7 protein-coding genes are annotated in these 25715 nt (G+C 38.5%); all 7 read right to left on the bottom strand.

What is annotated here, in order from left to right:
- The coding region (locus G9F75_RS17930) for a non-ribosomal peptide synthetase (protein ID WP_167409284.1) at positions 1–2478 on the bottom strand (2478 nt) is incomplete at its 3' end.
- 11 nt (positions 2479–2489) lie between these two features.
- A complete protein-coding gene (locus G9F75_RS17935) occupies positions 2490–19592 on the bottom strand; it encodes a non-ribosomal peptide synthetase (protein WP_167409285.1) in 17103 nt (5700 codons plus the stop codon).
- Between the two features lie 506 nt (positions 19593–20098).
- The gene (locus tag G9F75_RS17940; protein WP_260399147.1) at positions 20099–20794 is read right to left on the bottom strand and encodes an SDR family oxidoreductase; all 696 of its coding nucleotides are present in this window, start codon (positions 20792–20794) and stop codon (positions 20099–20101) included.
- 289 nt (positions 20795–21083) lie between these two features.
- Positions 21084–21446, bottom strand: a complete 363-nt coding sequence (locus G9F75_RS17945) for a hypothetical protein (protein ID WP_029972814.1) — start codon at positions 21444–21446, stop codon at positions 21084–21086.
- Positions 21447–22258: 812 nt separating this feature from the next.
- Positions 22259–23449 (bottom strand): cell division topological determinant MinJ, encoded by a 1191-nt coding sequence (minJ, locus tag G9F75_RS17950; protein WP_167409287.1) that lies wholly within the window; start codon positions 23447–23449, stop codon positions 22259–22261.
- Positions 23450–23523: 74 nt separating this feature from the next.
- Positions 23524–23877, bottom strand: a complete 354-nt coding sequence (gene swrA / locus G9F75_RS17955; protein WP_014305920.1) for a swarming motility protein SwrAA — start codon at positions 23875–23877, stop codon at positions 23524–23526.
- A gap of 372 nt (positions 23878–24249) precedes the next feature.
- A complete protein-coding gene (gene ctpB / locus G9F75_RS17960; RefSeq protein ID WP_376700814.1) occupies positions 24250–25608 on the bottom strand; it encodes a carboxy-terminal processing protease CtpB in 1359 nt (452 codons plus the stop codon).
- Between the last annotated feature and the right edge of the window lie 107 nt (positions 25609–25715).

Genomic DNA, 25715 nt, shown 5'->3' on the forward strand with positions numbered 1-25715 from the left:
AATGGCTGCCGTCGCTTTTAACGAATGTCCTCCCAGTTCAAAGAAACTATCCTCTATGCCGACTGGAGATATTCCTAGAATTTCCTCAAATACATCTACGATTGCTTGCTCCGTCTTATTACTTGGTGGTACGTATTTCGAGCTTTCTAACATATCTGGCTCTGGCAACCTAGTTTTATCCAGCTTTCCATTTATGGTTAGTGGAAATTCATCGATCTGTATCATAAAGGCAGGAATCATATACTCTGTTACTTCTTCTCTTATCGCTTCCTTAATTTCGGGTATAATTAATTCTTGACCCTTCTCTCCAATGAGATATGCACAGAGAATTTCATCGTTTCCAACTTCTTTTACAACAACGACAGCATCCGTGATGTTACTCTGTTTTCTTAATACACTTTCAATTTCCCCTAACTCTATCCTGTAACCACGGACTTTCACTTGTTCATCTATACGGCCTAAATACTCTATATTTCCATCTGGCTGCCAACGTGCTAAATCTCCTGTACGGTACAGTTTTCCCTCACCGAAGGGATTTTGAATAAACTTCTTATCTGTCAATTCTGGCTGATTCAAATAACCTCTTGCTAAACCATCTCCTGCAATGCACAACTCGCCAGGTATTCCAATACCGCATAGCTCCATTTCATTTAGAAGATATACCTTTGTATTTGCAATCGGACGTCCAATGGTAATGGAAGTAGAGTCTGTATTCACTCTAAAACTAGTTGCATTTACAGTAGATTCTGTAGGACCATATGTGTTTAGCACTTCTACCTTTTTCGCCCATTCTTTTAAAGTTTCTAGACGACCTGCCTCTCCACCTGACTCCAGCAAACGAAGCGTCGGTAATGCGTCAACACACAACCCGTCTATTAACTTAGGTGTCAATGAAGCTGTTGTAACATTATTTCGATCGATATATTTTTGTAGTTGCTCCATATCATAGGTTAAATGTTTTGGTACAATGCATAATGCCGCACCATTGCATAGTGCAGGGAAGATATCTCCCACCGCTTGGTCAAAAGATACATTTGCAAATTGCAGCACCGTATCCTTGTCGTTCAGTGCAAATGTTTCCTTATATGTGACCCACATATTGACCACATTTCGATGTTCAATTAAAACTCCTTTAGGGTTTCCAGTTGTACCAGAAGTGTAGATACAATACACTAAATCATTAGACCTGTTAACATGCAAAAGATTGTCCGTTTCATTAGCATAATTATTCTCATCTTCTAAATCTAATACCGGAATCCCTACCTTCCCTGGCAGCTTATTCTTATACGTCAATACAATCTTTGGACTACTGTCCTCCAGCATATAGTGAATTCTATTATCTGGATATTCCGGATTGATGGGTACATAAGCTCCCCCTGCCTTGATGATTGCTAATATTCCTACAATCATTTCCATGCTACGCTCTGTAACTAGAGCCACCAAATCGTTTGGAACTACTCCTAAATCCCGAAGAGTACGCGCCAACTGATTTGCTCTCTCATTCAGCTCGGCATATGTCATCTGTTTATCATCAAATTTAAGTGCAATATGTTCTGCTGTTTTCTCTACCTGATTCTCAAATAAGCTGACAACTGTTTGTTCTCGAGAGTATTCTACATTCGTTGCATTGAAATCAACCAATATCTTCTCTTGTTCCCTGATATCAAGCATATGCAAATCTTTAAGTTTTTTTTCTGGATGTGTTACTGCTTCCTCAAGCAGCGTTACATAATGCCTTGCCATATATTCAATCGTTTCTTGTTTGAATAAATCTATGCAATACTCAAAATCAATTTCATACCCTTCTGACACACATTCAACCAGAACGGATAAGTCAAACTTTGAAACATTTCTTTTAATAAATGCACTTTTTCCGCCCAATAGGCCTTGCATTTCCGTCGGTTTTTTCTTTTCTTTTAATCCGAACATAAAATCAAATATCGGATTTCTTGAGAGATCTCTTTTCTTCTCTACGGCTTCAACTAAATCTTCAAATTGGTATTCTTGGTTATCATAAGCCTGCAGACACTTCTCCTTCACAGCTAATATCAAATGCTCAAAGGTCTCATCCGGACTAATTTCTCCCTTGATCACCAGAGTATTGACAAACATCCCCAACATACCCTTAGTATCTGCATGAACTCGGCCTGACACGGTAGTTCCTACAATAATATCCTTTTGGCGACTATATTTGGCTAATAATAAAATGAACACAGATAGGGTAACCATAAATTCAGTAGCACCATGCTTTAGGGCTAGATTTTTAACCCCTGAGCTTAATGGCTCTTTTACCTTTGCTACAACATTGGCTCCCCTGAAAGACTGGATTTGAGGACGGAGGAAATCCGTCTTCAAATCCACCCTGGCAATTTCACCAGCGAATTCCCTCCTCCAATATTCTTCCTGTTTTGAGATATCATAAAAATTCTGCCATACGCTGAAATCTTTATACTGGATTCGGTTAGAATTTTTATTCATAAGTTCTCCTCTTATTCATGATCAGTTTCATCATTTTCATAAAATTCGTTCACCTGATGCAGTATAACTGGCAGGCTTTCTCCATCACATATAATGTGATGAATATCAACAAATAGATAGGAGGCCGTTGTTGTCTTCATTAATTTCACACGCATCAACGGTGCTTCGGATAAATTAAACGGTTGTATAAATTTATCGTATTCTGTTTGTACATCTATTTCGTCCACTTCGCTGTAGTCTATTAAAACCCTTGCGTCTGGAGAAATCGTTTGAATAGGCTCACCGTCCACAACATGGAAACTAGTTCGCAAGATTTCTTCTTGCTTTAACAGCTTATCCAAAGCCTTCTGTAATCTTTCTTTATCCAGCGGTTCTTCATAAGCATAAACGTCCGATACGTTGTAGTTAATATTAGGTCCGGTCATCTCGTCCAGAAGATAGAGTCGTTTCTGAGCTGAACTTGTAGGGTAGTATTCAGCTGCTGAAGCTTGTTCTATTGCCACAAACATCTCGCTCTCAATCGACTCGATATTTCCCGCTATCTGCTCGGGCGTACCAAAAGTAAAAACATCTCTAATTGACAATCTTACTCCTATGGCCTTCTCCAATTCATTGCACAAGAGCACTGCTTTCAGTGACGATCCCCCTAGATCAAAGAAGCTATCAGTTACACTGACTTTTTCAATATCTAGAATGTTCTCAAATGCCTGCACGATCAGAGTTTCATATTCATTTCGTGGTGCAATATATTCCTTTGACTTATACTGCGGCTGTGGTAATGAGGCTTTGTCAAGTTTCCCATTACTTGTCAGCGGAATCGCATCAACCGAAATAATATGTGCAGGCACCATGTAATCTGGTAATACTTTACTTAACTTGATCTTAACGTCCTTTTCTTCTATTTCTGTCTCAGTTATTACATAGGCACACAGGAATTTCTCATTCCTTTTGTCTTCTCGCACTATGACTACAGCTTCATTTATGCCTTCAAGCTCCAATAAACGGCTTTCTACTTCTCGTGGTTCAATACGATATCCTCTGATTTTTGCTTGGTCATCCATCCGTCCAATATATTCAATGTTTCCGTTAGGTAACCAACGTGCCAAATCACCTGTCCGATACATCTTTCCGGATCCAAATGGGTTGTGTACAAACTTCTCGTCTGTCAGGTCTTGTCGATTTAAATATCCTTGAGATACACCCTCACCTGTTATACATAACTCACCTGGAACTCCAATTCCACAAAGTTCATTTCCATTTAACATATAAATCTTCAATGTTGGAAGTGGCTTTCCTATGTCGCTAATTCCTCTCTCGATGGCTTCAGCATCAATATCGCGATAAGTAGCGTATACCGTGGTCTCTGTAGGCCCGTACATATTAACCAGACGACAATGCCTATTGTTCTCATGCCATTTCTTCAAATGTGTTGGATAAAGTGCCTCTCCTGCAAAAATAACATATCGTAAACTATTTATTGTTTGTCCTGTCGTTGCATCGATCAACGCATAAAATGGCGAAGGTACCTGGCATAAGATTGTTACCGCTTCTTTTTGCAAAAGCTCTCCAAAAGCATATCCATCTTTTACCGTATCTTCAGAAGGAATTACAAGCTTTGCTCCATTTAATAGGCATCCGAATATTTCCCAAACCGAAACATCAAAACAATAAGAATGGAATTGAACCCAAATATCATTTTCATAGAAATCAAGCTTAAACTTGTCATTCTTAAGTAATCGCACTACATTTACATGCTGAACCATAACACCCTTAGGCCTGCCAGTCGTACCAGAGGTATAAATTACATACATCAAATCACTTGATTGATTTACATGGACAAGGTTACTGCATTCCATTTTATAATTTGCCTCATCATGAAGATTCATGATAGGAATGTCAGCTTCAGGTTCTTTTGTACCGCATAATACGACCTTTGGTTTACAGTCATTAATGATATAATTAATTCTTTCCTCTGGATAAGATGGATCAACCGGTACGTAAGCTGCTCCAGCCTTTAAAATAGCGTATATACCCACCACCATCTCCAAACACTTCTCTGTTGAGATCACCACAAAGTCATTGGGTTGAATGTTATAGTCCATTCGAAGTTTTCTTGCCAGAGCATTCGCCCGTTCATTTAATTGTGCATAGGTCAGCTGTTGTCCATTAAATGTAATTGCTATACTATTAGGTATTCTGGCAGCCTGCTCTTCAAGTAACTGCACAATCGTCTTATTATCAGGGTATTCTGCATCCGTCATATTGAACTCATCCAATATTTTTGCTTCTTCGTTCATATCTACCATGGCAATATCCTGCAGCTTCTTTTCCGGAGACATTAAAACTCCTTCAATTAGTGTTAAGAAGTGTTTTGCCATGTACTCGATCGTTTCTGGTTTGAATAAGTCTGTAGAATATTCAAAATCAATCTTATAGCCTTCTGAATCACTTATCATGGTTAAGGTAAGATCAAATTTAGAAATACTTCCTTCAACGGATTCCCTCGTTCCAAATTGAATTCGATCCGAATAACTCTCTCTCTCATCGTCCTGCAATACAAACATCACATCGAATACTGGGTTTCTTGAGTAATCTCTCTTTACTCCCACTGCTTCAACTAAATCCTCGAACTGATAATCCTTGTTATCGTACGCCTGTAAACATTTCTCTTTTATACCTAATAATACATCCTCAAATGAATCATCGGAGCAGACATTCCCTTTGATTGCCAGAGTGTTTACAAACATGCCCAACATATTTCGGGTATCCGTATGGTTTCGTCCCGATATTGGAGTTCCTACTATAATTTCTTCCTGTCGACTGTATTTTCCTAACATAGAGAAAAAGATGGATAACAAAACCATAAACTCAGTTGCACCATACTTCTTCGCTAACTCTTTTACTTGAATACTCGTGTTTTCTTCTACCTGTGTTCGGAAATTAGCACCTCTAAAACTTTGTTTATGAGGGCGTGGATAATCCATGATTAAATCCAGGACTGGTATATCACCAGAAAATTCTTTCTTCCAGTACGCTGCCTGTTCTGTTATATCTCTAGCATTTTGCCAAACACAAAAGTCTTTATACTGTACTCGTGGTGTTAACAATTCTCTTCCTTCATATAACTCTTGTATTTTGTAGAGCATAATCGGCATGCTTTCTGCGTCACATAAAATATGGTGAATATCCAAAAATAAGTATGAATCATTTGGAGTATCCAGTATTTTTGCACGCATTAGTGGTGATTTTGACAGGTCAAATGGCTGGACGAAAGTATTATATTCATCCTGGATATACTGTGAATCTGCTGTATTAACTTCACTGTGCTCCAGCACAATTCTTGCATCTGAAGAAATTTTTTGAATTGGCTCACCATTCACTATATGGAAGCTTGTCCTCAAAATTTCCTCTTGCTCTACTAATTGATCCAATGCTCTCTGAAGTCGCTCATTGTCTGGTTTAACTTTAAGCTTGATTACTAAAGGAATATTATAAGTTGTACCAGGACCTGTTAGTTGGTCTAAAAGATAAAGTCTCTTTTGAGCTGAACTTATAGAATAGCTTTCTGCTTCTGCTATTTCTGGTATTTCTTCAAACGTATTTACAACCTTTGAGTTTTTAATTTGTTCTGCAATATTTTTTGGTGTAACTAAATCAAAAATTTCTCTAAGTGGTAACCTTACCCCTGCACTCTTCTCTAATTCATTACACAGCCGGATTACATTAAGCGAGTATCCACCCAAATCAAAGAAATTGTCGTTTACACTTACTCTATCCACACCAAGTACATATTCAAATGCCTCTACTACCAATTTCTCCGTCTGGGTCCTTGGTGCCTCATAACCCCTGATCATCTGACTTTCTTCAATATTCTTTTCCGGGTCCGGCAATAATTTACGATCTACCTTACCATTTGCAGATAGTGGAATCTCATCTACCTGTATGAATTGTGCCGGGATCATATAATCAGGCAGATATTTGGCTAACTCTCTTTTTATTTCTGCCAATTCTACTGTCTCATCTGCAACAATATACCCACACAGCTGCTTCTCTCCATGGGAATCACTATAATCAGCGACTACGGACTGGTGAATATTGGGCAAATGATTGATACAGTGTTCTATTTCTCCTAATTCGACACGATGTCCACGTATCTTTACTTGACTGTCTTTTCTTCCAAGGAAGTCTACATATCCTTCCCGACGCATCACACCATAATCACCTGTTTTGTACAGATACCCTAATCTATGGTTGATAAAGGCGGCCTTCGTCTTCTCTTCTTCATTGAGATAACCTGCGGCGACTCCTTTTCCACCAATATGCAGTTCTCCTGGAACGCCTATCGGGCATTCCTCTCCCCATTCATCCAGTACATAAATTTGTTGATTTTTCAACGGATAGCCATAAGGGATACTTTTCCACTCCGGCTTCACTTCTGTGATTGGGAAATAGATGGACCATATAGTGCCTTCTGTTGCTCCACCTAACCCGATGACTTGTGCTTTTGGCATTCTTGTTTTGATTTTCTCCGGCAAACCAAGAGAAATCCAGTCTCCACTTAGCATCACCCTACGTAAGCGTTCTGCTGCAGATCTCTGCACTGTATCTTGTTTTGTATTCTCCAGATACATATCCATAATGGCCGGAACCGAGTTCCATATCGTGATTTCTTCTTCGATCATGATCTGATGAATGCTGGCCACATCTAAGAGATCGGGAATTAATACTAACTGGGCTCCACTAATGAGTGCTCCAAAAATATCATAGACAGATAAATCAAAGCTCATCGATGATAGGGCAATGATTTTATCTTCGCTGCCTACTTTGAATCTCTCATTAATATCTAATAGTGTATTCACTACTGCCTCATGGGTGATCACAACGCCCTTAGGCTGTCCAGTACTTCCTGACGTATAGATAGCATAGGCTCTATCCTGCTGGCAGCCTTCTAGCGATTCCAAGGCACCATCGTTATAGGTGGAAAGGTTCTCTTTTTCATATAAATCCGGATGAATCATGAGCTTGATATCACTATTTTCCACGATATATTCTATTCTTTCCTCAGGATGTTCCGGGTTCACAGGAATATAAGCATGGCCGGCTTTTAAAATAGCCACCGTATTTACAATGGTCTCGATTCGTCTCTCTGCCCAAACTCCAATATAAGAATTGTGCGCATAGTTTTGTTCTGCTAAATAACGAGCGACCTGATTGGATTTTCTCGCCAACTCGCCATAGGTCAATGTATCCTGTCCTAATTTGACTGCAATAGCATCTGGCGTCTTCTGACATTGCCGGTCTATTAATCTTTGCAGTAAATCCCCTTCATAATCTCCTTGTGTATCATTGTAATCAAGCAGTAGTTCAGACTGTGTTACAGGCAGCGGCATAGATGAAAGATTATTGTCTATAACTTGCTGCAATCGAAGTTGATACGTTTCAAACATGGCACGGATCATATCTTCATCAAGCAAATCCTCCACATAATCCCAAGTCATCATTAATTGTCCGTCGCTTTCCGCAACTTGGAAGTCCAAAAATACTTCAGGGGCCTGATTTATTCCGTATTTCAATTCTCCCCTACTACCTATATTGGCATTGAAAGAATCCACTTCGCCACGAAGCATGCTTGTAAATATAATTGGCATTATAGCTTGAGCTTCTTGACCACGATGTTCAGCCAGATCACGCAGGAAATCAACCCCACTGTAAAATCTGTGGTTTAACGCTTCAAATAACCGATTCTGAATCTCAGTAGTTCTTTCCCAAAATGGTCTGTGAGATGATAAATCGATATCCAACAACAATTTTGATACAAAATCCCCCATCAGCGACATTCCATCTTGATGAAAAGGCTGATTACTAAACAGATTTAAGCTAAGTGCCATATTGGATTGATTGCTCCATTTAAATAGAACTTCCGCATATATTGTGCACAATAACGCAGATGGTGCAATTCTGTTATCCAAAGCTTTGTTTCTCACAATCGCCCAGTCTTTTGCAGAAATTTTCGTTTCTAAACGTTTTACTGTTGCGTTGTTTACAGCACTCCCATTAGAAAGAAGCGGTAACTGTGGTGCATCCGGGAAATCACCTACTTTCTTCTTCCAGTAGGCTTGATCTCTTTGATGCAATGCTTTCATCAAATCTGAAACTTGCCGTGCCAAAAGATTGGCATGATTATCAAGCTCTGCTTGGGTCGAATCTTTCTCCTCTTTCTTAACATCCTCTTTCTTAAGTAGCTTTTGCAAACGATCTTCTGGATTCTTGACAACTTCTGAAAGCAATGAAACATAATCATCCAACATTTGCTTTATCGTTTCCTGTTTAAATAAATCTGTAGAATACTCTAAATTGACCACATAACCCTCTGATGTGTGTATTACCATTAAATTCAGATCAAACTTAGCTACTTTTCCTTCCATTGGTACCCATGTTCCACTCATAATGCTCTTTGAACCAGACATAATTTCACTCTCTGGCATCATAAACATTACATCAAATAATGGATTTCTTGATAAATCTCTCTTTACATCTACTGCCTCAACCAAGTCTTCATATTGAAAGTCCTGATTATCGTACGCAAGAAGACATTTTTCTTTTACTCCTAGCAATACTTGTTCAAAACTCTCCTCTTGTTTCACATTTCCTTTGATAGCCAAGGAGTTTACAAACATCCCCAGCATGTCTTGTGTATCAACGTGGGTTCTACCTGATACAGGAGTTCCGACTATAATTTCTTCCTGTTGACTGTACTTGCTCAATAGAAGCATAAAGGTTGATAACATAATCATGAATTCCGTAGCACCATGCTTCTTCGCTAATTCTTTTATTTCCATAAAAACTGGTTCTTCAATCTTAGTTTTTACGTCGGCTCCATTGAAGCTCTTTTTCTTAGGACGTTGGAAATCTGTATTCAAATTTAGTATTGGAATTTCGCCTGAGAACTCGTTCTTCCAATATGCCGCCTGCTTCGTAATATCCTGAGTCATTTGCCAAGCAGAGAAATCTTTATAATGAACCCTTGGCATTGATAAAGTATTTCCTTCATATAACTCGCTTATCCAGTTCATCATAATAGGCAGACTTTCTCCATCAGAAACAATATGATGAATATCCAGCATCAAGTATGAAGCTTGTGGCGTCTGTAGTAACTTAACCCGCATCAAAGGTGCTTTGGATAAATCAAATGGGCAAACAAAACGATCATATTCATCTTGAATATCTAGTGTATCTGCTTCTTTGTATTCTAATACTACTCTCGCATCTGGTTGAATCACTTGAACTGGCTCTCCATTAATAAGATGGAAGCTGGTTCTCAATACTTCTTCTCTCTCTAAGAGTTTATCTAACGCTCCCTGTAGCTGCTCTTTATCCAGAGTGTTTTCATATTTTATGACATTCGAAATGTTATAGGAAATACTAGGACCTACTATCTCATTGAGAAGATAAAGTCGCTTTTGAACAGAACTCATAGGATAGAACTCTGCTTTAGCTATTTTCGGTATTTCCGAAAAACTATCATATTGTAAACTTCCAATTCTTTCTGCAATACGTTTGGGTGTAGATAAAGCAAATATTTCACTAAGCTTCAGTTTTATACCGATTGTCTTTTCTAATTCATTACACAATAATGTAACTTTCAGTGAATGACCACCCAAGTCAAAAAAGCTATCATGGACACTAATTTCTGTTACTCCTAGGATTTTCTCAAATGCTTCAACTACTAACTTCTCTTCTCTATTTGTTGGTGCTGCATATTCCTTAGACTTGTATTCTGGTTCTGGTAGTGCCGCTTTGTCCAGCTTTCCATTATGACTTAATGGAATTTGGTCAATTCGAATAATATATAAAGGAACCATATAGTCTGGTAACTTCTTGCGTAATTCACTCTTGATTGTATCTTCGTCTAATTTTTCTACTTCTGTATGAACCACTACATAAGCACACAGATATTTTTCTCCTTGCTTGTCTTGTCGTACTACAACGGCTGCTCCACTAACTCCTTCGAGTTCCATCAAAGTACTTTCAATTTCTCCTGGTTCGATTCTGAAACCTCTTATCTTAACCTGATCATCTATACGGCCAAGGTACTCAATATTTCCATCCGGTATCCACCGTGCCAGATCACCTGTTTTATACATCATTCCTGAACCAAAAGGATTTTTAATAAATTTCTGTGCTGTCAATTCTTCACGATTTAAGTATCCACGCGACACACTTTCTCCTGCAATACATAATTCCCCTGGTACACCTATTCCGGCTATTTTTTCATTTGATAATATATAAATTTGTGTATTACTAATAGGCTTACCAATCCATACTTTATCTACATTTAAGTCTGTTGGACAATGATATCCACTGGAATTAACTGTAGTTTCTGCTGGACCATAGAGATTCAGTAGTTCTGCTCTTACTTGTCCTTTTTCCCTTAATTGATTATAATGTCTCACACTTTCTGCATTCAGTTTCTCACCAATATTAATGATATAACGTAGCGTATTTATTCTCTCTTTGCTCATATCTAATTCTTCTAAGAACATATTGAACATTGAAGGAACGAACTGGATTGCATTGACTTTATAATCCTGAATTACCTTGATGATCTTATCACTTTGACTTTCTTCTCCTTGTTGCAAAATAACAAGTTTACCACCCGCTAACATCCACCAAAATACTTCCCAGGCAAAAACATCAAAGGCACAAGTGGTCTTCATTAAAAGAGATTCTCCCTCGTGTAATGGATATTCTCTTTGTGTCCACATCTGCTGATTGACTATATTCCGATGCTCTACCATAACTCCTTTTGGTTTTCCTGTTGTACCCGATGTATAAACCAGATAAATAAGATCATGAGGAGTATTTACATGTTCAGGATTCTCTGCACCTTCTTCATAATTGCTTGCACTATATAAGTCGACAACCTTTTCAGGGGAAATATTATACTTTCCATGACCAATTAAAACCGCTTTCGGCTGGCTATCTTCCAATATATACTCGATGCGTTCTTCTGGATAAAACGGGTCAATTGGTACATATGCTGCACCCGACTTCAGGATGGCATATAATCCGACCACCATCTCAATACTTCTTTCTGCTATAATCGCAACAAAATCATCAGGCTGGACATGGTATTCCCGTCGTAACCTTAATGCAAGTTTATTGGCACGAGCATTTAATTCAGCGTAACTCAATTGCTCATTCCCGCATACCACTGCTGTATTATGGGGTGTTCTTGCTACTTGTTCCTCAAATAATTGGACAATGGTCTTGTCTCTTGGATAGTCACGATCCGTTGCGTTAAACTGTACTAATTCTTTCATTTCTTCCGCTTCATTTGTCATGCCTAATTCGGTTAATTTCGTGTGTGGTGCTGCAATTGCTTGTTCCATAAGTCTTTGCAAATGGGAACCGATAATGTTTATTTCTTCCTTGTTATATAGCTTTGTACTGAATAGAATTCTAAAATGAAGACGATCACTCTTAAATGCTGTCATTCCCAAGTCATACCCGATTTGTTCGCGGTAATATTCAGATTCCACATTTAATTTGCCATCAATATTGATACTTGTTCCTTGATAGCCTTCAAAGAAGAATAAGGTTCCAATTAGATTCCTTCCTAATAAAGTACGATTCTGTATTTCTGCTAAAGGAAGAAAATCGTGATCATTTGCAGCAATTGCTTGGTCCTGTAATGATTTCAACAAATCGGCAAATGTGTCTTCGTTTGTTGTCGATATACGTACAGGTATTGTATTGATAAATAAACCAACGATTTCTTCAATACCTTCAATCTCTGCATTTCTACCAGATACAACCTTTCCAAAAACGACATCATTGGTTGAGTTGTATTTTTCCAATAAAACGCCCCAACAAGCTTCTACTAGCGTGTTCAATGTTACATCGTACTTGGCACATACCGCTTCTGCTTGTTCGGTTACCTCCAAGCTTAACTTAAACTCTTGACTCTGACTCTCTTCTTCTGTTTCTTCTGGACGACCCATAGGTAGAATATCAGCCCTTGTCTCATATCCTTGAAGAAGGTCTTCCCAATATTTAAGGCTCGGCTCTTTATCTTTTTCATTTATATAATCTACAAATTTTTCATAGCTGCCCATTTTATTAGAAGCAGTCTTATTAGGTATTTTTAAACACTCTTCGTCTGTTGCCATATACGCATTAAACAAATCTCTACGCAAAATTGGCAAACACCAACCATCTAAAATAATATGATGGTTCGTCATGATCAACCGATATCCACTATTGTTTATTTTTATCAGATTCATACGAACTAGTGTATCTTCTTCTAAATCAAATCCACGTTTTACATCTTGTTCCTTTAAATCAAGATAATCGGATTCATTATCTACTTCCATATAATTAAATTCCAGATTTCTTTCTTTCAATACAACTTGTCTTGGCACACTTACTCCCCGATAACAGATCTTTGTACGTAAAATATCATGCTGTGTTGCTAGAGATTCAAAAGCTTTGTGCATCTTCTCTACATCTACTTCCGTCAATCGCAACGTCTGCTGAACAACATACTTCGTAGAGGATTCATCCAAAAGCTTCTCATAGAGCATTCCCTCTTGCACAGGAGCCAAAGGATAGATACGTTGAACTTCTTCGCCGCGGTTTTTGGCAGCTTCCTGTACATAACAAAATTCGCTATCTTTCCATACCCTCTCACCAAAATCACTTGCCGTTGACTCACTCTTCTGTGCATGGGAGCAATGTTCTGCGACCGCTATCAGTTCTTCTTCATATGCTTTTCCTATTTGCTCAATTCTCTCAGCTAAATAACGACTGCTGTTGCAGGTTACTGTCATAGATAAACTACCATTTTGCACATGACCTATGACGTTAATGGATGGTCCAAATTGATTGCGAGGATCCGTATCCTGTCCATAACCCAGTTGTGAAAACTCAAAATATGGATCGCCAGATTCTTTCTTTGTTCCTAGTTCTCCAAGATAATTAAATGATATATCTGGTGCCACTTCCACATCCATTTCTTCTGAATTAACCATGTCTGCATACTTTATGAGGCCATAATCAATTCCATGTGCTGGCACACGTCGTAGGTTCTCTTTCGTATTTCGAATATCCTGAGCAATATTAGTGCCTAACTCTTCTAAAACTACGGGATATATACTAGTGAACCATCCTATTGTCCTACCTAAATCAAAAGACCCTACTGTTTCTTCACGACCATGTCCTTCCATCTGTATAGCAAGCGTTCTCTGACCTGTTACTTTGTTTACCGCACGTCCCAGTGCTGTTACAAGTAAGTCATTAATCTCTGTATTATAAGCATGTGCACTTTCTTTTAATAACTTTTCTGTGATCGTGGAATTAAGACATACCACGGCTGTCTTTGGTTCGAATTTATCATCAGTGCTATCTTCTTTTAACTTGCCATCAACCAATTTATTTTCTAACTCTGACCAGTAAGCTATCCTTCTCTTTAACTTTTCACTCTGGCTGTAACGAGCTAATCCTTCGCTCCATACTTTAAAGGAAACGGTTTTAGCTGGTAATGTTATCTCTTTCTGATTCAAAGCTTGAGAGTAGCCCTTCTCCAAATCCTCACTTAAAATTCGCCAGGAAATCACATCCATTATCATATGATGAGCTAGCAACATCATATAATCTTGCTCCGGCGTACTAAATAAAACAGCCTGCAATAATGGTCCTTCCGCCAAATCCATCTTTACTTTCGTTGTCTTAATTTTTTCCTGAATCTCTTCAGATTCACATGCTATTGTTGTAAAGCCGTACCATTTCTTATCTTCTACTTTCCCTATAACCTGTTTCTTATCTTTGTACGTAGCTCTCAACATATCATGATGCTGTACTAACGCAGACAAAGCTTTTTGTAGTGCCAGGACATTTAGTTTTTCACGAACCTTAAACACTTGGCATACATTAAAATGTTCAGGATTCATCATATTTTGTGCGAAGAAGTAGTTTTGAATTGGTGTCAGTGAAATCTCACCACTTATTTCTCCTTGCTCCGCAGGTATAATTTCTTTTTTCGTGGATAAATTCATGGCTATTAGCTTCGGTGTTCTCTCCATCAAAAGATTTCGCATGGAGCTATCGTATCCAGCTTCTCTTATCTTGTTTAGAATATGGATAGCCTTAATCGAATCTCCACCCAAATCAAAGAAATTGTCATTTACACTTACTCTTTCCATACCAAGTACATGTTCAAATGCCTCTACTACCAATTTTTCCGTCTGGGTCTTTGGTGCCTCATAACCCCTTATCATCTTACTTTCTTCAATATATTTTTCCGGGTTCGGCAATAATTTACGATCTACCTTACCATTTGCAGATAGTGGAATCTCATCTACCTGTATGAATTGTGCCGGGATCATATAATCAGGCAGATATTTTGCTAACTCTCTTTTTATTTCTGCCAATTCTACTGTCTCATCTGCAACAATATACCCACACAGCTGCTTCTCTCCATGTGAATCACTATAATCAGCGACTACGGACTGGTGAATATTTGGCAAATGATTGATACAGTGTTCTATTTCTCCCAGTTCGACACGATGTCCACGTATCTTTACTTGACTATCTTTTCTTCCAAGGAAGTCTACATATCCTTCCTGACGCATGACACCATAATCACCTGTTTTGTACAGATACCCTAATCTATGGTTGATAAAGGCGGCCTTCGTCTTCTCTTCTTCATTGAGATAACCTGCGGCGACTCCTTTTCCACCAATATGCAGTTCTCCTGGAACGCCTACCGGGCATTCTTCTCCACAATCATCCAGTACGTAAATTTGTTGATTTTTCAACGGATATCCATAAGGGATACTTTTCCACTCTGGCTTCACTTCTGTGATTGGGAAATAGATGGACCATATAGAGCCTTCCGTTGCTCCACCTAACCCGATCACTTGTGCTTTTGGCATTCTTGTTTTGATTTTCTCCGGCAAACCAAGAGAAATCCAGTCTCCACTTAGCATCACCATACGTAAGCGCTCTGCTGCAGATCTCCGCACTGTGTCTTGTTTTGTGCTTTCCAGATACATATCCATAATGGCCGGAACCGAATTCCATATCGTGATTTCTTCTTCGATCATGATCTGGTGAATGCTACTCATATCTAAAAGATCTGGAATTAATACTAACTGGGCTCCACTAATGAGTGCTCCAAAAATATCATAGACAGATAAATCAAAGCTCATCGATGATAGGGCAATGATTTTATCTTCGCTGCCTACTTTGAATCTCTCATTAATATCTAATAGTGTATTCACTACTGCCTCATGGGTGATCACAACACCCTTAGGATGTCCAGTACTTCCTGACGTATAGATAGCATAGGCTTTATCCTGCTGGCAGCCTTCTAACAGTTCTAAGGCGCCATCGTTATAGGTGGACAGGTTCTCTTTTTCATATAAATCCGGATGAATCATCAGCTTGATATCACTATGTTCCACGATATATTTTATTCTTTCCTCAGGATGTTCCGGATTCACAGGAATATAAGCATGGCCGGCTTTTAAAATACCCACCGTATTTACAATGGTCTCGATTCGTCTCTCTGCCCAAACTCCAATATAAGAATTGTGCGCATAGTTTTGTTCTGCTAAATAGCGAGCGACCTGATTGGATTTTCTCGCCAACTCGCCATAGGTCAATGTATCTTGTCCTAATTTGACTGCAATAGCATCTGGCGTCTTCTGGCATTGCTGGTCTATTAATCTTTGCAGTAAATCCCCTTCATAATCTCCTTGTGTATCATTGTAATCAAGCAGTAGTTCAGACTGTGTTACAGGCAGCGGCATAGATGAAAGATTATTGTCTATAACTTGCTGCAATCGAAGTTGATACGTTTCAAACATGGCACTGATCATATCTTCATCAAACAGATCCTTCGCATAATCCCAAGTCATCATTAATTGTCCGTCTCTTTCCGTGACTTGGAAATCTAAAAATACTTGAGGGGTCTGGCTTATTCCGTATTTTATTTTTCCTAATTTTGGCAGAACATCTGTAAATTCCGATTTATCGAATAACATACTAGTAAATACAATTGGCATAATCGCTTTACTAGTCATTTCTCTCTTACTTGCAATATTTCGTATAACATCAACACCACTATAAAAACGATGGTCTACTGCTTCAAATAATATATCTTGAACCATAGATGCTCTCTCCCAAAAAGCACTATGAACAGACAAATCAATATCTAACAGTAAAACTGATGTGAAATCTCCAATTAACTTCATTACGTCTGGATGAAAGGACTGCCGATTAAATAAAGTTAAATTAAGTGCCATTCTGGATTGATTGCTCCATTTGCCCAAAACTTCCGCATAAATTGTACATAAGAATACAGATGGTGTTACACCATACTGAGCTGCTAAGCCTTTCACAACATTCCATTCATGAGTTGTCAGACTCTTCTCCATGCGCTGAAATATTGGTCTCTCTATGAATTCTGGCTCACAAACTAATGGTAGCTGAGGTGCATAGGGAAAATCCTCTATTTTGGCTTGCCAATAGTCTTGAGCTTTTTGATAGGCGGAAGATTCACGAAAGCTCTCCAATGCCCTTACATAATCTGAAAATTGAAAGGTTAAAGGTTCAATCTCCATATTCGGTTTCTCATAATAATCCATTATCTCTTGTATTAAAATTAATAAACTGCCTCCATCAGCAATTAATAAGTCAATATCCAGGAAGAGATAATTTTTCTTCTCGCCAAGAATAAATGCAGACAACTCAAATAATGGCCAATGATCTTGTTGAAAAACAAAATGTGACCTGTGATTTCTTTTTTCCAATATACGTTTTTGTTGATCCTCTAAAGACAAGTCTTGTAAATCTTCAATACAAATATCATAAGAAGAATTAGAACGCCGAACTTTTTGCATTCCTGTATCATCAAAAATAGTACGCAGCATAAGCTGACGCTCTAAAACTCGATTCAATGCATCGTTTAAGCGTTTAATATCTAATTCTGTTTCAAACTCATAATAGGCATGTGTGGAGATGTTGCCCATTTCCATAATATTTTGTCTTCCAACTAAATAGGCTCCTTGTATTTCTGTTACCGGAAATGGCTCATACCACATGTCTTTATTCCCTGTTAATTCAGATGTTTGGACATCCTCTACCTGTAGTTGTTCCCCTACAATCGTAATTATTTGTTCTAGAGTAGACATTTTGAAAAGGCTTACAATGGGGATTTCAACTTGAAATCGTTGATTGATTTCATCCTGGAAACGAATCAACGTTAACGAACTAACTCCCATCCGAGAAATCGTATCGTCTACTTTCAAAGAAGGGATAGAGAATACTTCTTTTGCAATTTCAACGATTTGATTTTCAATCTCCGCTTTGTTCCATGCTGGCTTCTTTGCAGATTCCTTGCTACTCTCATAATAATATGGAGCTATTGCGATAACATCATCAAACTCATGATTCTCAAATCGCTCTATTAAAAGAAAACGTTGCACCTTTCCACTTGTTGTTTTCGGTATCGTTTTTATTGGAATTACATAATCTGCAGCTATTCCAACCCGTTCTAATACCATATCCTGCACTTGATGGGCAAGTGGCAAAAATGCCTTGGCATCTTTTCGATTATGTACAAATACTATAATTTCATCCCTGATCGATGACGGATTGCGAACACCACACACAACGACTTGAGACAACTCTGGGATCGCCAATGTTAACATATTTTCTATATCGCTAGCATAATAATTCTGACCATTTACAAACAGAATATCCTTCTTTCTGCCCATTACAATGAGTTCTCCATTGCGTAAAAGTCCTAAATCTCCTGTACAGAAGAAGCCCTGTTCATTAAAAGGGGAACTATCATGATTCATATATCCCTCAAATACATTTTTCCCCTTGATCACTATATTGCCTATGTAATTTTCCCCTAAGATGTGGTCTTCATCATCTACAATCAATATTTCTAATTCATATAATGGTTCTCCTACTATGGCAAACTCTGCTGCATTTGGCTCCTTCGTTTCTATATACTCCACTTCTTGACCAATACGAGCTTTATGACGGTTAATACATACACTTCTATTATGTCCTTCTTCAGGAATAGTAACAGCCAGACTAGCTTCTGCCATACCATAGACTTGATGGATCGTATTTTCACGCAAGCCAGAAGACGAGAATTTTTCATAAAATCGTCTAATGGTATCCATTGATATTGGTTCTGCACCACACATTATGTTTCGCACACTAGATAAATCAATATTTTCTAAATGTGAATCCTTTACAGTCTTTATCATCCAGTCTAATCCAAAATTCGGACTTACAAGCACCGTTGCTTTTAATTGCGCACATTTTTGAAGATATAGCCAAGATTTCTTTAAAAATGTACCCGAATTTAGAAGGGAATGAGATATACCCGCAAATATCGGAGTTAAATGATAACCGATCAAGCCCATATCATGTGTCAATGGTAACCAACTAGCCATGACATCATTTGTGTCTAGTTTCAAACGATCTACTATCTGTGCCAAATTATAAACTAGATTTTCATGTGTTAATTTTACTCCTTTAGGGTTACCTGTGCTGCCAGACGAATATTGTATATACGCTAAGTCCTGACAATCTACTGTAACGCATTGCCCCTCTTCCATATTACATGCTAAGGTTTCATACTCTAAGTATTTCAAATTATTGGCTTCATAACTTTCTCTAAACGTATTTAAATTTCTTTCATCAGTAATTATCCACGCATTCGGCAACTGCTCACTTACTTTCACTAACTTCTTGAAAGCTTCAGTGTCAGGCGATGCAATTAGCGGTACAGACAGAGGAACGGGGATCATGCCTCCTAAAATACAACCCCAAAACAACCTTATAAAGAATAAATTATTGTTTGTCTGAAAGATAATATAAGAGCCCTTCTGAAATCCCTGCTTTTGTAGTGCCCCTAAGATGGATTTGGCATTAAAATAAAGACTTTCATAAGACTCAAACAATTCAGAGCCATCGGATTGAGTAAAGTAAACTCCCCTTGATTTCTCGTTAGCATAAATTCCAAGTAATTGATCAAGTGTTATATTAACTCCATCCTCTAATACTGATTTTGTATAGGGTTTCATATTGCACCTCTTAAAAAGTTATTGTTTTTATGCTGCGATATTATCTTTGTTACAATTGATGCAACGTCTTGATCTTGCCTCTTTAATATTAAAATTTATGTTGAGAATTATTTATGTATATTGGCTTCTATAATTCTATTATATTATATTTAAGGATTATATCAACAAAATTCTTAAAATTTTTCCAGCTCAAAGGTCGTGGTTTAAACCCACCGCCCTTAGCCTTCGGGTTGGATAGTAATAATCAGAATCACTTAAAAAAACACTCAATAATGCCCCCGTTGTCAAGACACGATTTTTTGAGGAAAAAGTTATGTCCTTCTTATCATGTCATGTAGCATTTCAGGATGCGATCTGTTCTCAATATATCATTTTTTTACATTTCCCAATTTAATAGCGTGCAGAAAGGCAAACAGCCTCTGCACGCTTGTGTATAAATCTTAAATTTCAACTTATATCTTATATCATACAGCAGTCATTTTCTTGATCATCCAGACGGTGCTACATCAAATGCTCATCGGTTTCCCTTGATAGTCAACGAAAACAAATTCACTATCGATACGAACTTGTCGATTAATGAGATTATAAATATCTTCTGCTGTTTCTTTTGGATGTGTCGGGGCTATCATTCCTCCCATCTCCGTCCTTACCCACCCTGGATGGACGGAAAGGACTTGAATGCCTTCATTCTTTAATGCTACATGGAGCTTCTCGGACAACATATTTAAGGCAGCTTTCGACAATCCATAAGGATAATCACCACTATATGCATTTGTTAGACTACCACCTTCTGACGAGATGTTGATAATGGATTGATTCTCACCCTTTTTCAGCAAAGGTAGAAAATGTTTAATCACACGGGCTGGTCCTAACGTGTTGACATCAAATGCTAGTTTGATAGCCTCTATATCAAGATCCTCAATAGACGTACCCCTTCCATTAAGAATGGCAGCATTATTGATAATCACATCAAGACTTTCACCTACATTACGAGCTGCTTCACGAACAGATTCCTCGTCTGTGACATCTAAATGAAGAATTTCTAACTGGTTGCTATTTTTCTCTTTTAATTTGGTTAATTGAGTCCTTTTTTGTTCATTCGGATCTCTGACTCCAGCAAAAACTCGGTACCCTTTTTCTAATCCAACTTCGACAAATCCAAGCCCTAAGCCCCTATTTGCCCCAGTAATTAATATATCCACCATAATCCTCCCAGATTTTTTTTAATAGTTACTTCATTTTGCATTGAAAAATCAACAATTGGCCTCTTCTCTTTATTATACCCTCCTATCCTTAACCAAATTGTAATCATTAAATTAAGTAATTCTACAAATTTAAGGTTCCATATCGCATCTATTTGAGTATCAAAGGTTTTAATTTCATAATATAAATTATAAAAAAAATGAACAAAACTAATACAACCCTCTTCTACCTTTACATGATCTAACAATTTCAGTTCAAATCCACAGTTACATTTTTTTAATGTTTTTCTTATCGGAGATATCTTACTGTTACATCTTGGGCATTCATTAACCAAATACAAATTATGTATGGGACAAATAACATTAACTGTATAGTTCCAAATTTTAATTGTGGATTTTCTTTCATTCCTCTTTCCCATAATTCTCTAGGCGTAGCCCCTCTTCTAGAATCGTAAGAATTTGCAATTAAATCTAAAAGTTCTATATGTAGCATATATATAAACCCTTGCATAGTAATACACGCTTTTCCTTCTGAATCATATTGTCCCCGTTCAAGAGGATTTGAAAAAGTCGTTCCTTTTAAGCTATATCCCTTTCTTATATCATCCTCAGTCATAATTGAATATATCCAATCTTGTTGTTCACAGTACATCTTTCCTACCTCAAACTTAACGCCAAAATTATAGGGTTAAGACAATCAGTAATTTCAAGTTGGATAAAAAGAGGATTTTTAATAGGAAATGGTGATTCAGGAGGGAAAAGGTTTGCATTAGAAGATATACAGATGTTTCAAAAAAATATATTACTCTAAAAGAAATTACGGAAAAGCATAATACCATCTCTGTGTATATGATGAAAAAATTAAAGTGGGATGGGAATTGAGCCGATTTCAGGTATTGAGATTGATGGGAGCGAAGGATATCTTTATAAAAGTGAAGATGTAATGGTGATATTATAACCTACCAGTTACGTATTTTGGTAAACATGTAATAGGTAGGTGTTTTACGTTTGTAATTGAATTTTAAAAGTGGTATTTGTGGACTTGAATGTCTTTTAATACATTAATGGGGAAAAGTATTTTATTTCCATCATTGAACTTTGGACCAGAAATAGAATGGATTTTTCCAGTATAATTTTTCTCATAGAATGCTTTTTAAATCATTAGAATTTTTCGCAACATGGATTCCTCAAATATTGCCATAGTATATATCAAACTAGAATTTTCATAACCATTATAATCAGTTATTCTTAATATATATCCTGCTAAAGATTCATCTTCTAAAGGTTTTGGAGTTAGCAATAACCTTTCCAATAAGCCACACCTCTCCTTCATTTATTTTTTTATTATTTCAAAATAAAACAGCTAAGAAAATATAATTTTCTTAGCTGTTTTACTTTCTAGCTGATTTTGAAATCTAGTTTAGGAGTTCTTGAAACTATTCCGAATAATTATGAAAAATCACATTATAATGCTGTCATTTCTTCGTGCTCGTGTTCATCCTGCACGAATAAAATACCTAATTCATGATGTTCGCCTTCATAGGACGCGCGCTGATCAAACCGGATCTCACCGTTCAGGCCGATGATCTCCAATTTTACAAATGCGCGGTTTTTTTGAAGTGCTTCATAAAAATCCGATACATGCTTCACGGGGATGCCGTTTACCTTCGTAATAATCTCACCGATCTTCAGCTCAAGATCGTCCGCGGGTGTGTTCGGAATGATGCCGAGCACCATTAAGCCCTGATCCCGCTTAGAGAAATAAAACGGAGCCGCGTTATCGTTCAGCCGCTGTCTCAATGATAAAAACAGGCGTCCGAGCACCGCAATACAAGCGGCAGCTCCGGCAAGCGGAGTCCACCAAAGGGCCGCTGCCCCGAATGCGGCCACGATAACCCCGAGAATCATGACACGTTTCGCCGTTATCCTTATGCTGACTTCCGGAAGTGACCCCTGCACACGCTGTCCGAAGCCGGCGATATAAGGAATCCAGATCAAATGGAAAGAGCCGCCCGGCACGGTAAAGACAGGCCACCAGGAAAGGTGTGACTCAAGCCCGCTGCCCGGCACCAATAAGAAAAGCGGAAGCAGCCATGCGCGATTCGCCAATTGTCGGCCGATGGGCAGGCCTCTGCTGCTGACGACAAGCGCCGGAGATGTTTTCAGATGCGCTGAACGGCAGGCAGCCGCTCCCTCCGTGATAATCAAAAGGCCCATAAACACGGCCGCCGATGCCCAATTCACGCCGAATGCCTGCGGAAACCGATCCGCAAACGGCACTGTGTGGGTATACTGAAGGATAAACGCAATGAACATGCCGGCGCTGACAACATAAGCTGAGGACAGCCAATTCATACGGAACGTCAGCGAAAGCAAAGCAGTCACAGCCGCGATTATGCCGAGAAGACCGAATGGAATCGAAATTCCCAGTCCAAAAAATAATATGGAGAGAAGAATACCCGGTATAAGTCCTTTTATGTATGTAAAGATAAGCTCGTCATACATATCCGCGATTTTTGTATGAAACGTATGGCGTTCACGTTTGATCCGCAAATATCCGCATGCGAGACTTATGATGATAAAAAACCAGAACATCGGGTGCAAAAAAAACAGACCGATACTTTTCAGAAGTTCAATTCCCCATTGAACAGACACTGCTTTCACCGCCTCAAGCCAAACATTTTAATTCTATTCTACCAAATAATCATTGGCTTGAATATCTCAAACGTCTATCTCTCTTCCGTCATCCACAGCGTTACATTTGAGAGAGAGAAATCTTTCAGATAGTGGTCAACCTCCACCTCGATCACGCCGCTGATCAGAAGCATGGACCGCTTAATATCCGTCAGATTGATTCCTAAACGTTTATGGTTTTTCATTAAGTAAGTGAAATAATGCTTCGCACACTCTTCATTGATTTCGTGAACGCATTCAACATTTGTGTAATTGACCAGGTATCTGCTGAACAGCATAAGAAGACTTAGTGCTTTTGTTGATGAAAATGTGACGTCTTTTGTTCTGTCTTTTAGTTGTTCCACTAATTCATAATATTTTTTTTCACGCACAATACTTGCCCTCTTCAATTGTGAACCCCCATTTTTTTATCCAGATAAGCACGGGTGATTACAGCTGCCGTGCTGAAGCGCCGCAAACACTTCTGCTTTCGATACTGAAATGCAGCTGCCAAACTAAAACTGTTCTCTATTAGAACCTTCTTTTATTGTAAGAACTAAAACTGACTGAGGCAACTTTCAAAAGTTTCATTTTGAATACATATTAACTCGGCATAAAGTCTCTCTTCTCTATAAATATCGGGTAATGTTTGTCCTTTATAAATGTTTAAATGTGAAAATTTTTTTAATATCTTGTCAAAACCGACATAATTATATGTCTTTTAGTTCATTTTTAGAGAGTGACAAAAGAAACAGGAGACGTAAAAAACGCCTCCTTTTCATTTATTTTACAAATAATGATTTTAACGCCATTTGCAGCTGTAAATCATTTTTTTCGTCAGATTTCTGTTCATTCATCAGCTGATTCATTTTTTCCGCTGTCTTTTTATCAATGACCGCTGTTTTATCAAGCTTGTACCGGTCTTGAAACGCCAGAACGGCTTTTTTCATTGTTTTGCTGAAATAGCCGTCTGCTCTGCCCGGGTCGAAGCCTAGGCCTTTCAGCAGGATTTGGGCGTGCTTGACATCCGCGCTGTTCATATCAGGCTGAAGCGGCTGTTTCAGCTGAAGCGGTCCCGCCGCAAAATAATCCGGCTGGCTCACAGCGATTGTCGGAGCAATGCCTTTTTTGTGAATCCAATTGCCTTTCGGTGTCAGCCATTTGTAAAGCGTCAATTTAATGTTGCTCCCGTCTCCCATAGGCACGGCCTGCTGAACCGTTCCTTTACCGAAAGAAGTGTCACCGACAACGTCATAATGTCCCGCTTCTTTTAACGCACCCGCAAGAATTTCTGAAGCGGAGGCGCTTCCTTTATCCGTAATGACATTGACGGGATACGGCTTCTTATGTTTTAAGGTTGAGAAATATTGTTTTTTATCGCCGTTACGCTCCGCAATTTGGATATACGGCATGTCTTTTGTGATGAAATGCTTTAAAATTTGTTCGACGCTTTGAAGGTAGCCGCCGGGATTCCCTCTTACATCAAGGACGAGACCGTCAATCCCTTGTTTTTCAAGCTTTTTCAGCGCCGCGGCGAAGTCCTGGGCGGTATGCTCGGAAAATGTCGATATGCCGATGTAGCCGACATGATGGCCGCCTGATTCTTTGCGGGAAGCAAATACGGTTTCAAGCGGGATTTCCGCTCTTTTAATCCGGAATGACAGCTGTTTATCAGTACCCGGACGCTGTATTTTAATAGAAACCTTCGATCCTTTTTTTCCTCTGATTTTCAGCACGGCTTCGTTTAAACCTTTCCCGTTCATTGACTCGCCGTTTATGCTGATGATTTCATCATTCGGCTTGAGGCCCGCTTTTTCCGCCGGAGATTGCTTAAACGGTGATACGATAATGATTTTATTGTCTTTCATACCGACTTCAGCGCCGATCCCTTCGAAAGAAGAATCAAGAGAATCGGAAAACTGCTTGGCGGTCTGCTTGTCCATATAAACGGAATAAGGGTCGTTTAATGTAGACAGCATCCCCTGAATCGCTCCTTCAAGAAGCTTTTCTTTATCTACATTTTCCACGTATTCGTTCGAGATCAGCTCATATGCTTTTTCGATTTTTTCCATTGCCCGGCTTCTTTCTGCGTCTGATGAATTCGGCTGTGCCGCCCCGGCAATATGGGCTCCGCCGCACATGATGCTGACGGCAGCTATCACTGCGATCATTTTCTGCTTCATCGTTTACCTCCTCTTAGTCCTTTTACGAAAACCTGGAGATAGTATGTGTAAATTGCAAAGAATTC

This window comes from Bacillus sp. EKM208B, assembly GCF_011800725.1.
GTDB classification, from domain to species: domain Bacteria; phylum Bacillota; class Bacilli; order Bacillales; family Bacillaceae; genus Bacillus; species Bacillus velezensis.

Bases quoted from the DNA above. Each gene is read 5' to 3' on its own strand.
- G9F75_RS17935 (WP_167409285.1), bottom strand. From the start codon at position 19,592: ATGAAACCCTATACAAAATCAGTATTAGAGGATGGAGTTAATATAACA.
- G9F75_RS17945 (WP_029972814.1), bottom strand. From the start codon at position 21,446: ATGTACTGTGAACAACAAGATTGGATATATTCAATTATGACTGAGGAT.
- ctpB (WP_376700814.1), bottom strand. From the start codon at position 25,608: ATGTGCGGCGGAGCCCATATTGCCGGGGCGGCACAGCCGAATTCATCA.